The sequence below is a fragment of the Paraburkholderia sp. GAS82 genome, assembly GCF_050436285.1.
Taxonomy (GTDB): Bacteria; Pseudomonadota; Gammaproteobacteria; order Burkholderiales; family Burkholderiaceae; genus Paraburkholderia; species Paraburkholderia phenazinium_B.
In genome coordinates, this window is the sequence record NZ_JBNDLX010000011.1 from 41828 (window position 1) to 54684 (window position 12857).

Below are 12857 nucleotides of genomic sequence, written 5' to 3' on the forward strand. Positions count from 1 at the left end.
TCAGGGGGCGCTCAACATCGCGTCCAGCGAAGTGAGCAGTTCGTTGCCCGACAGCGGTTTAACAAAGAAAGCGTCTGCGCCAAGAGATTCGGCGCGGCCGCGCTGGTCCACATCGCTCAGAACGATCACCGGCACGTGACGCTTGCGCGAATCGCCAGCGGCTCGCACCACGCCTTCAACGCGGCCCACGACCGAGTCCTGCTCGCGCAATTCGCCTAGCCAGGACCAACCGTCTTCGCGTCCGGATTCCATATCGATCAGCACGGCGCACGCCGCCGTCATCGCCAGGGTCGACCTGGCTTCCCGCACGGTGGCCGCGTTGGCCGAGCGGTAGCGCGTGTTATGCAGGGACGCCTCATAACGCAGCCGGTCATCCTGACTGGTCGAAACAAAGAGCACCATATCGCGCCCGGTATCGGTATCGCTAGCGAGAGGCGTGCGAGGCTCCGGTCCGACAATCTGCGGTAGATAGGCCTGCATGGTCGCCGTGAAAGTCGAGCCCTTGCCCGGCTCGCTCACCAGACCCACCGTGCCGCCTAACAGCTTGCAGAGCTTGCTACATAGCGGAAGTCCAAGCCCGGTACCTTTTACATAGGTCTGCAGCCGGTTTTCCACCTGTTCGAACTCTTCGAAAATGCTTTGCTGATGCTCGGGCGCAATACCGATGCCCGTATCCGAAACCGCGAACGTCAACAGTTGCTGATCGGCGTCGTATTGGGCTCGCACACGGACTTCGCCGTGCTCGGTAAACTTTAATGCATTGGATACAAAATTGCGGAGAATCTGCGAAACCTTGCCTTCGTCTGTGTAGACCGGCGGAATCTCATCGCACGGCTCGAACACCAGTTCGACGTCGGCGGTCGGCAAGAGCGGTCGTAGCATGCCGCGCAACGCCGAGAACAGATTAGCCACCTCAAACTCGGCCGGACGCAATTCGACCTTGCCCGCTTCGATCTTGGCGAGATCGAGCAGGTCGTCGACGGTTTCGGAGAGTTCTTCTGCCGCCTTGCGGATGAAGCGCACCTGTTTGGCCTGCTCATCCGTCAAGTCGCCGTCGGTGCGATCCATCAGCAGTTTCGACAGCGCGCGAATCGAATACAGCGGCGAGCGAAATTCATGACTCATGTTCGACAGGAAGCGCGACTTGGCGTCGTCGGCGCGCCGCAGATGGTCGGCGCGCTCGTCCAGTTCCGCGTAGAGCGCAACCACGCCGCGATTGGTGTCTTCCAGTTCGCGGGTAAGCCGTGTGAGTTCTTCCTGGCGCTCCTGCAGTTCATCGAGCGCCGCGGCCAGTTCGCGACTTTGCCACTGCATTTCGTCGAACGAACCTCCCGCGCCTGACGTACCGGTTTGCTGGACGAGCACTGCAACCGCTTTGTCGACAGCGAGCGGCGCCTGCGCCGACAGGTGCTTCACCAGCGTGACGACGGCATCGCCGTCCACATCGTCAATCGAACACGCATCCATCAGCCGTTGAGCTGCAAGTACCCCAAGCGGACCCGGAACCTCACCGGTGCCGGCGTGTTCTGCGCCGGCTGACCGTTCCAGCAGTTTTGCGACAGATATTGCGGGCGCCACCAGACGGATCAACAGCCCTGGTGGTTGAGTCGCCTTCTCTAGTAAAAATTCCGCGCGTCCGCTGGAGGTCGCGAGAAATACAACCCGTGCGACCTCGAGTACGGAGGTTGCGATGCGGATCTGGTCATGCTTTGTGAAAGCGAGCGCTTCGCTGATTTCGCGGGCACGCCGACGCGCCGCGACTACCGAGAGTTCGCTGTCGAGCGGAAGGACTTGCAGCGGCTCGGCCATCATGCGTCCCCGCTGCGCCGCGCACGCGCGACAAACACCGTCACGTCGTCGCGACCGCGCGTGAAGTCGCGATAGAGCACTGCCGCAATCAATGCCGGATGACGCTGCGCCAGACCCGGATAGCGGCCCAGGTCCCAGCGCGTTGCAAGGCCATCGGAATGGAGAATCAGGAGTCCGTCATAAGGCCAGTCGACCTGAAACTCCTGGGTCTTGCGTATCTGATGACCGACGATGCCCGCGTGCGACACCAGATGGCGATGACTCGACGACGTCCACACGCTCGCCGCGATGTTGCCGACGCCGCAAAAACGTGCGCTGCCGGTAGCACCTTCTCCCGCCTCGGGGGCTGGAATGCTCGCGACGCCGAGCGCGGCTCCGCGTGTAGGCCGCAGCGCTTCATGCGACGCCGCGACAATTTCTGTCACGCTTGCGGCGCCGCGTCGCGCAAACGTCTCCGTGGCGGCGAGTGCTGCTGTGTTGGCAAGCGGACCGTGCCCCAGGCCGTCGGCAACCAGCACCTGGAATTCGCCGTCCGCGTAGCCGCAAATCCACGCATCGCCGCATAGCGTTTCGCCGTGCAGCGGCAGATTGATCGCCCCGTACACAATCGGCGATGGGTTGTCTGCCACGCTCGCATCCGCCCCCGCGGCCCACATCACGATACGCAGTGCCGTACCGCGGTCTGGCACGCTCCAGATGTCGAGCTCGTCGCTGAGCCGTTGAATCGCACCCATGCCGTTGCCGGGACTGCCGGCCGTCGTGTAGCCGTCGACAAAACAGGCGTGCAGATCGAGGATGCCGGGGCCGTTGTCTATCGCGAGCAGTTCAACGCCATAACGGGCAGGCAGCGGTGAGCCGGATCCGCTCTCGCGGGCAATCGGCCGCACCAGCAGTTCGCCGCGTTGCGCATGTTTGAGCTGATTGGTCGCGCACTCGGTCACGATGATCGCCAGCTTGCCGAGCACCGTGTCGTCAAAGCCGACGCTATACGCCACTTCATTGATGCCACGCCGCGCAAACGAAATCGAGCTGGGATCGCCGATCTCGAACCGCCGCTGGGTCACGCTCAGCCCATTCAAAACGGTTTCCATTTGGTCACCGAAATATGTGTACCTTCGCCGGGCGCCGAACGGATCTCGAACTCGTCGCACAGCCGCTTGGCGCCGCCCAGGCCGAGGCCCAGACCGTTGCCGGTGGTATAGCCGTCGGACAGCGCTCGCGAAATATCTGCGATACCAGGTCCGTTGTCGATGAACTCGAGCCTCAGGCCAATACGGCCATTACGGTGCAACGTGTATAAGTGTACGTCGCCTCCCCCGCCATATATCAGCGTATTGCGTGCGAGTTCGCTGGCCGCGGTCACGAATTTCGTCTGATCGATCAGCGAAAAACCGTGGGCCACCGCCTTCTCGCGCACGAAACGCCGCAACCGCACGATCTGTTCGTCCGAGCGGATCGGCATGATCTCGTCAGGCGGCTGACCGTCAGCGCCTACCGGACCCGCAGTCTTTTCGTCGCTGAGCATGGAGGATAGTGGGCTACGCTCGGTTGTCTTGCCGGGGATCGCGCTCAAAGCGGTGATGTACCAGTCAGGAGCGCCATGCCTTTTTCAACGTTCAGCGCAGTACGCACGCCGGGGAGCGCCAGTCCGAGTTCGACCAGCGTGATCGCGACGGATGGCTGCATGCCGACCACCACGGTTTCAGCGTCGAGCACACGGGCCATCGCGGCCGTGTCGCCGATCATCCGGCCGATGAACGAATCCACAACATCCAGCGACGAAATATCGATCAGCACGCCTTTGGCGCGGTCTTTGACGATACGGCTCGTCAAATCGTCCTGCAGCGTCATGGCGAGACGATCGTGCATGTCGACCTGAATGGTGACAAGCAGGAGTTTGCCCATCCGCAGAATCGGAATGCGTTCCATTGTCGTGGTCCGGTTGAACCCGCGTGAGCCGGCGTCAGTCGCCGGCGAACTGGTTGCCGCGCAACGGACCGGGTGCGCCGGGCGCTTCGCCATGCGTGCCCGTGCCCGAGACCGACTTGCCGGTGCGGTTCAGCGCCACGACGAATGCGTCCGCGAGCGTAGCCTTGGTGATGACGTTCTGCAGATTCACCCCGAGGTGAACGATGGTCTGTGCGATCTGCGGACGAATGCCGCTGATGATGCAATCCGCGCCCATCAGCCGGGCGGCGGCCACGGTCTTGAGCAAATGCTGCGCAACGAGCGTATCGACCGTGGGCACGCCGGTAATGTCGATGACCGCGATTGCCGCGCCCGTCTCGACGATCTTTTGCAGCAGACTTTCCATCACGACCTGGGTGCGCGCGGAATCGAGCGTGCCGATCAGCGGCAACGCCAGAATTCCGTCCCACAACTGCACGACCGGCGTCGACAGTTCGAGCAGTTCCTGCTGCTGACGCACGATGACCTGCTCGCGGCTGCTCTGGAAGACTTCGGTGGTGTAGAGGCCCATCGCATCGAACAGCGTGCTGATAGTCCATGTGAGCTCGGTGAGACTGGCAGGGTCGGCCGCGAGTTCGGTACGCAAGCGGGCGAAAAGCGGTTCCTTCAGCGAGAACACGAACATGGCGGTCTCGACCGGCGTAAAGCCTTGCCGCGCGCGCTGCGTCGAAACGTCCGCGAGAAAGCCGCGCACTTCGTCCCACGCTCGAGTCTTGAAGTCCACGCGATCGGACGACTCGAGTGCCGAGCAGACGACGGCGACGAACTGTACGAACTGATCACGCAACTGCACTTCGGTGACACCGCCGCGGCGCGAAGCAATTGCATACTGCTGCGCCACCCATTCGCCGAGCAACTCGTTTTGTCGTTCATTGAAGAGTCGGGCGAGACGCGATCCGCCAAGCGTTTCCATACAGTGTCCCCAGTCGATGATCAGCTGAAGGCGCAAGGCGCCGGCAATGTCGTTTTGCTCGCGCCCTGACCAACCGCTCAAAAGGCGCAATGGACTTTAACATGCGCCAGGGCGCCCTCACAATGGCACATGCAGATTGCTGCGAGCCTTGCTGGACAGGGCCGACGCCGATCGCAACCGGCCTTCGTGCCAGGTCGAATGTGCCTGAAGCCGAATGAACGATGGTTTAAAAGGTAACAATTACCTCGCAATTCGAGGACTCTGTCGAGCTTCAAATGCGCGCCCGTGATATGTTGCGGTGCACCTTGCAGTGAGCCCGCACTTTGCGACTCGAAGCTCACGCATCCACATTGACCACTCCAGAAAAAGAATGCGCATGCCTCCTGTCGCGACAGGCGACGAACCGGACAGTAATCAGGAAGATCGCCGCGAGCTGCTCAAGGCCGTGGTCGCAGCATCGCTCGTAACCAGCTTCGAAATGTTCGATTTCACCGTTTACGGCTTCTTCGCAGCAATGATCGGAGAGCAGTTCTTTCCCGCACGAGACCCGTTGACGTCGCTATTGCTCGCAGTCGGCACGTTCGGCGTGGGCTTCTTCATGCGCCCTCTTGGCGCGATGATGATCGGCGCGTACGCGGACCGCGTGGGGCGTCGCGCCGCGATGGTCAGGACAACCTGGATGATGGCGGCAGGCACCACTGCGCTTGGACTGTGTCCGCCGTTTGCGACGATAGGCGTGGCGGCTCCGCTCATTGTCGTCGCGGGCCGTTCGCTGCAGGGTTTTGCACTAGGCGGCGATCTTGGCGTTGCCGCGAGCTTCGTGATGGAGACTGCGCCCGCAGCGCGCCGGGGCTATCTGCTCAGCTGGCAGTTCACCAGCCAGGGCGCCGCCGCATTGGTCGGAGCAAGCCTGGGAGTGCTACTCAGTCACACACTGTCTCCCGCAGCGTTTACCGCGTGGGGCTGGCGCGTGCCGTTCCTGATCGGCCTGCTGATCGCACCGGTCGGTTTGTACGTTCGCCTTCGGCTTCGCGAAGATCCGCCTCGTGGCGCCACGGCAGAAAACACGAGAATGCCGTTGGCGGAACTGTTTCGCACACACGGCACAACGGTTATCCTGGCCACGCTGATGTTGATGGGGCAAACCTTGCCGGTCTACACGACCGTCTACTACATGCCAAGCTATGTGACCAGGGTGATGCATATGCCCGCCATCACCGGCTACCTGGTATCGGCGTGCTCGACCGTGCTGCTTGTCGGCATTCCTCCCTTTGCGGGCCGCCTCACTGACCGTCTGCGGCGCCGCAAGCCACTGGCGCTCATCAGCTCGGCGGGTATGGCTTTGCTGGTCTATCCCGTGTTTCTGCTGATCACCCACGCGAAAAGCGCGTTGCCTATCCTGTGCGGTGTCGGGTTGATTAGCGTCCTGCTGGCGCTGGGCGCCGGCGTGACCACCCTGCTGGTGCTGGAAGCGCTTCCTGTCAAGGTGCGAGCCAGCGGCATGGCGGTTTCACATGCGCTCAATGTCGCCGTGTTTGGCGGTACCGCTCAATTCATCGTGACGGGACTGATCAAATGGACCGGCGATCCAATGTCTGCGGCATGGTATGTGGCGCCGGCGTGTGCGGTGAGCTTCTGTGCGTTGATGCTGTTCCGGGAGCGGCCGCGCGAACCCTGACTGACAGAGATGGCGCTTGCGTTGGCCGTGCACAAACCGGCCGTGCGTCAGCCAGCCATGCCTATGTCGCCTCTGCAGCCAAAGCCCGGAAATCCTGCGGCGCCATATCGAAGGCCCGCCGGAATGCCCGCGTAAAGTCCGAAGCGCTTTTAAAGCCCACGCCGTAGGCGATCTCCGTCACCGTCGCATGCGGGTAGCGCGTCAGATCTTCGGCTGCGCTGCGCAGCCGGAGATGACGGATATACGCGCTCAGACCGCCCTCATGTTCAAACAGGCGATACAGACTCCTGCGCGGAAAAGGCAGCGCGCCGAGCACGCTCTCGGGCGAAAGCGTCTCTTCGTAAAGGTGCGACTTGATATAGCGCCGCGCCTCATCGAACATGACCGACCGGGCCGCCGCGCGAGCATTGCCGCTCAGCCCTGCGTCCTTGCCGAACCCCGCGACGAGCAGTTGCGCTCCCGCCCGGATGGCGCTGTCCGCTTCGCCGGCACTCATGCTGCCGATGTTCTGCGCGAGCGCCGACACGTGCCTGACGATCATCCCCGCGACCGGCGCTGCAGCGGAAAGCGTACGGCAGTGGATAGCTTCCGGATCGGGAAAGACTTCCTGCACGAGTTCGCCGGGTACAAAAAACGTCAGCACCCTGCAGTCGTTGCGCTGCATGCGCACGGGCTGACCCATATCCAGTGCAACGATTTTCGCAACAGCAGGCGTCTGTTCGCGCTGCCTGGGTAGGGCGATATTCGCGATTCCGCCCTCCAGAAATACGTGGAAGACGAAGTCACGCACGGTGTCGACCGAGATCCGGGCCAGCGAGCGATCGAGCACCATCAGATCGGAGCGGCAGTCGGTGAATACCAGATCGCCGACCTGATAACGGTCGATCGAAGCCCGGAAGGGCCTTTCAAGATCGGACCGCGAGGGCAGGACGTCAATAACATGGCCGACGCGATCGCGCCAGGCGAGCAAACGCCGCTGCGGAGGTTCCGCCTGCACATTGAAATGGCTGTACGCAATGCCCTGTTTCATCGGGCGGCGCAGATCAGCCGGATTAACGCGGGAGTTCATGTAACGCAATTCTTGTACTGGAATGGTCCCCCAGAGGTCTGCTGGGGTGGTCGCTCCTGAAATTTAACCGAAAAATTCACCTTGCATGAATTTTTCCCAAACTGGAGGACGAAAAAGAATTCGCCCGGCGTTAAAACCAGCCGGGCGAGTTGCGCAGACGATACAACCAGGCCGCCAATGCGACATATGAACTCTCTCAGGTTCTGGCATAGCCCTCGGAATGGCCAGATCCTTCGCCGACCGTAACCGGTCTGTTTTTCTTATTTTGTTTTTAATTTTTTAGACGGATTGCTCATTGGGTCTCTCCGCCCGCTCTAGCAACCGGACGCCATTCTGACCGTTTTTTACTGGCAGGCTTGACCGTGCGTGCCAGTTTTTGGGAATTTTTTACTGCTCGTTCATAGCAGCTTCGCCGCGGCGCGAACCCGGCGCTTGCGCTGCTTTTCCAGGGCCGCCGGAGCCGTAGCGACAGATCGGCTATTGCTGAACAAGTCGCGGCTACTGCTCCGTAACAGCTCTTCGCTCGCCACCACGTCGTTCAATGCGCCGAACCGCTTCTGGAGCTTCTTCAAGCCCTTCAGCGTTTTCAACTGCTTGCTCGACAGCAACGGCTCGAAAAACTCGAGCAGGTAGCGAACCTTCTTCCCCGCCTTGCGGACGTCGTGATACGAGGTGTATTCGGCGCCCTTGGCGTCCCGGGCGCGGCGCATACGTTTGTGGAGCGATTTCTCCGCGGCCGCCACGCGCTTGCGGGCAAACTTCTTCAACGACGTGGGTTTGCGCGTTTGGCGCAAGGTGTCGTTCGCATCGTTCAGGGCGTCCTGCAATTCCGAATTGATGCCGGCATGAGCCAGCCTCTCCCGGCTGTCGCTTAGCGCAGCGGCGCGTGCAGAAAGCAGGCGCTCAGTCGGCGCCCGCTTCTCGCCCAAGGCTTCATTCAGCAACTCGATCAGGATGTCCCAATCGCGGGTTTTGCCGGCCGCGCCTGCGAGAGACCTGAAACGCTCTCCCTGCCGTTCCTCGAGTTCCTCGCCAAGCAGCGGCCGGTAGGCCCAGAGCAGCGTTCGCAGGCGCCTGAGCGCAACCCGCAGCCTGTGCAGCACCTCGGCGTCGGAGTCCGAGCGCAGCGCTGCAGCAGATGAATTCGCCTCGTCAATCAACGGCCTGGCATAGTCCGAAAAGTGCGCTTCAGCGGCGTCGGGTTCGGTGGAGCCCGGTTCCTTATTCGTTTTCATCTCGTCTCCTGCTGGTGGCCGACCGGTTCTGCGGTCACGGCATCCTGCATGCGGGGCACGTTTTGATATCGTAAGCAACCTGCGTACCCACACGCAAGCCGCCACAGCGAAGGCGCACTCGCAGGCGTTCCGGGTTAACCCGTCGCGGATAAAGCCAATTCCTCGACGCGCGCCGTGACCAGAGTACCGACAACGTGTATGTGGACTCACGCCCGCTGCGCGCTAAAGCCTCGTACAATCTTCTTCGGATCAGTTAGTCAATCCTTGTCTTCTGCCAGACCTGCCTTTGCCGCGAGATGTCATCCTATCGTCCTGCGGGGGCTTCATGCAGCCTTCCCATCGCAACAATTCACCTGCCCTTTCTCAGCGCGCCTCGATGCCATGGAAAGCAATCACAGACCCGCACAGCCGGATGAACTCCGCATGCGTTCCGCGCGGCCGGCGGACCACGCCGCGGAAAACCGTGTATTGCTGAGGCTCGCGCGCGCCCAGTCGGGATCGCGCGAGCGGCTCTTGCAGGAGATAGCAGACGCCGCCCTGTCGCTCTGCGATGCGGGTAGCGCAGGCATCAGTCTCATGGAAGGCGTCGACGCCGGGCGGCACTTTCGCTGGCTGGCCGTGGCCGGCTTATGCGTAGGCTTGCAAGGCAAAACGACAGCATGGCACGAATGTCCGTGCCGGCTAGCGGTGGAATCCGCAGAACCCCAATTATTTCTTCGCCCGCAAGATAGTTTTCCCAGCCTGCAGTTTCCCGGCGTGGAGATTGTCGAAGGACTCATCGTTCCGATTCCGACTGAGAACGGGCTCGTCGGCGCGATATGGGTGATGTCGCACATCCCGGCACGCCAGTTCGATCTCGAAGACGTGCGCCTGCTCTCGGACCTGGCGGTCTCGGCCGGTGCCGCGCTGACCACCGTGGATGCCCGTGATACCGGCGAGGAAAGCGAGCGTCGGCATAGTGAATTTATAGCGATGCTCGGGCACGAGCTTAGAAACCCGATGGCGCCTATCGACAGCGCAGTCGGCGCAGCCATCAAGCTCTGTGCGGAAAACGAAAAAGCGGTTGAAGTCCTGACCATTGCGCAGCGGCAGATGAGGCATCTGCGAACGCTGGTCGACGACCTGCTCGATGCCGCGCGACTGAAGCATGGCAAGCTCGCCATCAAACATAGCGATACCACGCTCAACGAAATTGCCTTCGATGCCGTGACCGCGGTCAAGCATCACATCCAGTCGCGGCGCCACTCACTCCGGTTGACCGGTCTCGAGAAGCCGGTGCCCGTCCGCGCCGATCACATCAGGCTAAGCCAGGTGCTCGGCAATCTGCTGTCCAACGCCGCGAAGTACACGCCGGTCGGCGGGACCATCGAACTGGCGGTAAAGATCGTGGCCGAAGATCGCGAACCGGAACAGAAGGACGTGGTTGTCATCGAAGTAAACGACAACGGCATTGGCATCGACAGCGCGGTCCAGCCGCACGTCTTCGAGCTTTTCGCCCAGTCCGCACGCGGCAATGCCCGTTCCGAAGGTGGGCTGGGAATTGGTCTTGCCGTGGCCAAGCGCATGGTCGAACTTCACGACGGGACGATCTCGCTGCAAAGCGGAGGCAGTGGGCGGGGCACTTCGGTCACACTGCGTCTGCCCATCCTGAGCGTCCGCGACGAATCGGCGGCCACGGGCGATACGACCGAATCGCTAGGCCTGGGATCGGTGCGTCTGCTGCTCGCCGACGATAACGCGGATGCGTTGCAGTCGCTCGGCATCCTGCTGGAGCTCGACGGACATCACGTCACGATGTGCGACTGCGGGCGCGAAGCGGTGCGTCTGATCAAGGAAGAATTGCCCGAGGTTGCCATCATCGATGTCGGCATGCCCGGCATGGACGGCTTCGAGGTCGCCCATGCGGTACGGTCCGACAGCCAGCTCGACGACGTCCTGCTCGTGGCGTTGACTGGCTATGCCGCGGAGTCCGATAAGTCCCGGGCGTTGGCTGCGGGTTTCGACTATCACCTCACCAAGCCGTTGTCGCTCGACAAGCTGCGCTACATCCTGGCGAATCGTGCCGGCGGAAAACTCGGCGGCATTGTCTGACCGGGCGGTATCGCGTCTTCCTCTCTCCTCAACCCGCCCACGCGTTGACATCGAGAATTGCGCCGGCGAACGCTTCCGGTGCCTCCTGCGGGAGATTGTGGCCTGCATTCGGCACGACGCGGTTCTCGTGGCGCCCGGTGAACTGCTTCAGGGACGCCTGCCCTCCTCCCTGCGGCGTAACGCCATCGGCGTCGCCCTCTAGCGTGACCGTTGGTACGGTGATCGACGGTGTGGACGATAAGCGCCGCTCCATTTCATCAAACTGGGGATCGCCATCGACGAGTCCGTAACGGTGCCGATACGAATGGATCACCACGTCGACGAAGTCCGGATTATCGAAGGCGGCCGCTGAGCGAGCGTAGGTATCGTCGTCGAAGCGCCAGGTGGGCGACCATAACGACCACAGCAGGCGGCAAAACTCGAAGCGGTTTTCGGTCAGTCCAGCCTGGCCGCGCTCGCCATGAAAGTAATACTGGTACCACAAGCGATATTCTTTTTCCGGCGTACTCGGCCGCATGGCAGCAGCAATATTCTGGATGTTGTAGCCGTTAACCGAGACAAGGCCGCGCGCTCTGGATGGATACAGCGCCGCCACGATGCACGCGGCGCGGCCACCCCAGTCATATCCGCCCAGCACGGCCCGTTCGATCTGAAGCGCATCGAGCAGCGCCAACAGGTCCGCACCGAGTGCGGCCTGCTGGCCCGAACGAAGTGTGGTCGAGTCGAGAAAGCGCGTTGGTCCATAGCCGCGCAGATAAGGGGTGATAACGCGCGCACCTTTGGCCGTCAGGCGTGGCGTCACTTCGTCGTACGCGTGGATATCGTAGGGAAAACCGTGCAGCAGAATAACCGGCCATCCTGCGCTATCGCCTTGTTCGTCATAGGCAATCTCGAGCAGATTGGTTGCAATGCTTTTAAGCATGACGCCTCCAGAGCGGCAAGACTAAACAATAAAGCGTTCAGCCGATTATGCCGGAGGATGCAAAGCGTCTGCGGCCAGGACGTAAGCGCGTTTCTCGCCGGGCACTGAGGTCGGCGCGGCGACCCGCTTACGCCGATGAGGCAGCGTTTGCCGGCGCGGACTGGATCATCTTCCAGCCGTTGCCAGCGGGATCGCGGAAACCGGCATCGATGCTGCCGTAGCGCTCTATCGGTTCCTGGGTGAATTCCACGCCGCTCGCTTTCAGACGGTCATAGCTGGCGCGGCAGTCGGCCACTGCGAGGACGAGAGGCGGCATCGCCCCCTTGGCGACCATCGCGCGCAGGGTTTGCGCGGTGGCTTCGTCGTGAATCGGCGGCCCGGGCGTGAACAGCCCGAGCTGGAACGACGGCTGTTCCGGATGCTGGACCGTGAGCCAGCGATAGGAACCGTTGCGCACGTCCGTGTGGACATTGAATCCGAGTTTGTCGACGTAAAACGCGAGCGCTTCGTCCTGGTTGTCGACATACAGGCCCACTACATTGATACCCTGGTTCATGACACCTCCTTGATGGATGGCCGCACTGTACCTTTGACCACGCGGCGGCGCTTCTCCAAAACTGCGATCGTCAGATCCGGGCGTTGCGCGGCCTTCACGACACAGGCAGGCATGCGGTCAAGTCCAGGCAGGTTAGCGCGGGCCTCGAGGCGCATCGCACTGGGGCTGCGTCCGGTGATGTCGTGGAATGTGCGGCCGAAAGTGCCCAGGCTCTCCCAACCGGTTGCGAAGGCGATTTCCGTGATGCTTAGCTCGGTGTCGCGCAGAAGCGTGGTCGCCTGTTCGATGCGGCGAGTCAGCAGGTAACGGTGTGGCGGCACGCCGAAGGCCTGCTTGAACGAGCGCGCGAAATGGGCTTCGGAGACGCCGCTGACCTCGGCCAGCCGCTTGACGGGCCATGCCTCGTGCGAGGCGGCATCCATGCGATCTTTGGCGCGCAGCAAACGGCGCAGCAAGGCGGGGTCTTGCAGGGCGCTGGCTTTGACATCGAAGGTGGCTGCTTCGGAGGATCGGGCGAGCGGTCCGCCGCTGTGGTCTGCCCGGTCCTTTGGCATGGCGTCTCCTTGCGCTGCGGTTGCGGTTCGAAACAACGATTATGCACGTTCAACCGTGCGTC

Annotated in this window: 12 protein-coding genes; 2 read left to right on the plus strand and 10 right to left on the minus strand. The window is 61.9% G+C overall.

From position 1 onward, the window contains the following. The 5 genes from P3T17_RS29515 to P3T17_RS29535 all read right to left on the minus strand — a co-directional run bounded on the left by P3T17_RS29515 (position 1) and on the right by P3T17_RS29535 (position 4690). Entirely contained in the window at positions 1 to 1812 is a 1812-nt protein-coding gene (locus P3T17_RS29515) for an ATP-binding response regulator (protein WP_429410029.1), read from the minus strand. Continuing rightward, entirely contained in the window at positions 1809 to 2900 is a 1092-nt protein-coding gene (locus P3T17_RS29520) for an ATP-binding protein (RefSeq protein ID WP_429410031.1), read from the minus strand. Before P3T17_RS29520 ends, P3T17_RS29515 begins: the two co-directional genes overlap by 4 nt. After that, a complete protein-coding gene (locus P3T17_RS29525; protein ID WP_167379468.1) occupies positions 2885 to 3271 on the minus strand; it encodes an anti-sigma regulatory factor in 387 nt (128 codons plus the stop codon). The genes P3T17_RS29520 and P3T17_RS29525 overlap by 16 nt, the downstream gene beginning before the upstream one ends. 107 nt (positions 3272 to 3378) lie before the next feature. Further along, entirely contained in the window at positions 3379 to 3738 is a 360-nt protein-coding gene (locus P3T17_RS29530; RefSeq protein WP_074268641.1) for an STAS domain-containing protein, read from the minus strand. A 34-nt stretch (positions 3739 to 3772) separates the two neighbouring features. Next, positions 3773 to 4690 (minus strand): STAS domain-containing protein, encoded by a 918-nt coding sequence (locus P3T17_RS29535; protein ID WP_429410033.1) that lies wholly within the window; start codon positions 4688 to 4690, stop codon positions 3773 to 3775. Between the two features lie 376 nt (positions 4691 to 5066). Between P3T17_RS29535 and P3T17_RS29540 the strand changes: the two genes are divergently transcribed. Then, a complete protein-coding gene (locus P3T17_RS29540; protein ID WP_429410035.1) occupies positions 5067 to 6368 on the plus strand; it encodes an MFS transporter in 1302 nt (433 codons plus the stop codon). A gap of 61 nt (positions 6369 to 6429) precedes the next feature. On the opposite strand, the gene P3T17_RS29545 is transcribed toward P3T17_RS29540, so the two are convergent. After that, the gene (locus P3T17_RS29545) at positions 6430 to 7437 is read right to left on the minus strand and encodes a helix-turn-helix domain-containing protein (protein WP_429410037.1); all 1008 of its coding nucleotides are present in this window, start codon (positions 7435 to 7437) and stop codon (positions 6430 to 6432) included. Between the two features lie 398 nt (positions 7438 to 7835). Then, complete coding sequence (locus P3T17_RS29550) at positions 7836 to 8672, minus strand: CHAD domain-containing protein (RefSeq protein ID WP_429410040.1); 837 nt, start codon at positions 8670 to 8672, stop codon at positions 7836 to 7838. Positions 8673 to 9053: 381 nt separating this feature from the next. Here P3T17_RS29550 and P3T17_RS29555 point away from each other — a divergent pair, with 381 nt between their 5' ends. After that, entirely contained in the window at positions 9054 to 10763 is a 1710-nt protein-coding gene (locus P3T17_RS29555; RefSeq protein WP_429410042.1) for a hybrid sensor histidine kinase/response regulator, read from the plus strand. 28 nt (positions 10764 to 10791) lie between these two features. Here the strand turns inward: P3T17_RS29555 and P3T17_RS29560 are convergent, their stop codons facing one another. The 3 genes from P3T17_RS29560 to P3T17_RS29570 all read right to left on the minus strand — a co-directional run bounded on the left by P3T17_RS29560 (position 10792) and on the right by P3T17_RS29570 (position 12795). After that, a complete protein-coding gene (locus P3T17_RS29560) occupies positions 10792 to 11685 on the minus strand; it encodes an alpha/beta fold hydrolase (RefSeq protein ID WP_429410044.1) in 894 nt (297 codons plus the stop codon). 127 nt (positions 11686 to 11812) lie between these two features. Next, the gene (locus P3T17_RS29565; protein WP_429410046.1) at positions 11813 to 12241 is read right to left on the minus strand and encodes a VOC family protein; all 429 of its coding nucleotides are present in this window, start codon (positions 12239 to 12241) and stop codon (positions 11813 to 11815) included. Then, positions 12238 to 12795 (minus strand): helix-turn-helix domain-containing protein, encoded by a 558-nt coding sequence (locus P3T17_RS29570; protein WP_429410048.1) that lies wholly within the window; start codon positions 12793 to 12795, stop codon positions 12238 to 12240. The genes P3T17_RS29565 and P3T17_RS29570 overlap by 4 nt, the downstream gene beginning before the upstream one ends. Between the last annotated feature and the right edge of the window lie 62 nt (positions 12796 to 12857).

What these genes read in the sequence shown, in the direction of transcription:
- P3T17_RS29515 (WP_429410029.1), bottom strand. Translation starts at nt 1,812, where the DNA reads ATGATGGCCGAGCCGCTGCAAGTCCTTCCGCTCGACAGCGAACTCTCG.
- P3T17_RS29520 (WP_429410031.1), bottom strand. Translation starts at nt 2,900, where the DNA reads ATGGAAACCGTTTTGAATGGGCTGAGCGTGACCCAGCGGCGGTTCGAG.
- P3T17_RS29525 (WP_167379468.1), bottom strand. Translation starts at nt 3,271, where the DNA reads ATGCCGATCCGCTCGGACGAACAGATCGTGCGGTTGCGGCGTTTCGTG.
- P3T17_RS29530 (WP_074268641.1), bottom strand. Translation starts at nt 3,738, where the DNA reads ATGGAACGCATTCCGATTCTGCGGATGGGCAAACTCCTGCTTGTCACC.
- P3T17_RS29535 (WP_429410033.1), bottom strand. Translation starts at nt 4,690, where the DNA reads ATGGAAACGCTTGGCGGATCGCGTCTCGCCCGACTCTTCAATGAACGA.
- P3T17_RS29540 (WP_429410035.1), top strand. Translation starts at nt 5,067, where the DNA reads ATGCCTCCTGTCGCGACAGGCGACGAACCGGACAGTAATCAGGAAGAT.
- P3T17_RS29545 (WP_429410037.1), bottom strand. Translation starts at nt 7,437, where the DNA reads ATGAACTCCCGCGTTAATCCGGCTGATCTGCGCCGCCCGATGAAACAG.
- P3T17_RS29550 (WP_429410040.1), bottom strand. Translation starts at nt 8,672, where the DNA reads ATGAAAACGAATAAGGAACCGGGCTCCACCGAACCCGACGCCGCTGAA.
- P3T17_RS29555 (WP_429410042.1), top strand. Translation starts at nt 9,054, where the DNA reads ATGGAAAGCAATCACAGACCCGCACAGCCGGATGAACTCCGCATGCGT.
- P3T17_RS29560 (WP_429410044.1), bottom strand. Translation starts at nt 11,685, where the DNA reads ATGCTTAAAAGCATTGCAACCAATCTGCTCGAGATTGCCTATGACGAA.
- P3T17_RS29565 (WP_429410046.1), bottom strand. Translation starts at nt 12,241, where the DNA reads ATGAACCAGGGTATCAATGTAGTGGGCCTGTATGTCGACAACCAGGAC.
- P3T17_RS29570 (WP_429410048.1), bottom strand. Translation starts at nt 12,795, where the DNA reads ATGCCAAAGGACCGGGCAGACCACAGCGGCGGACCGCTCGCCCGATCC.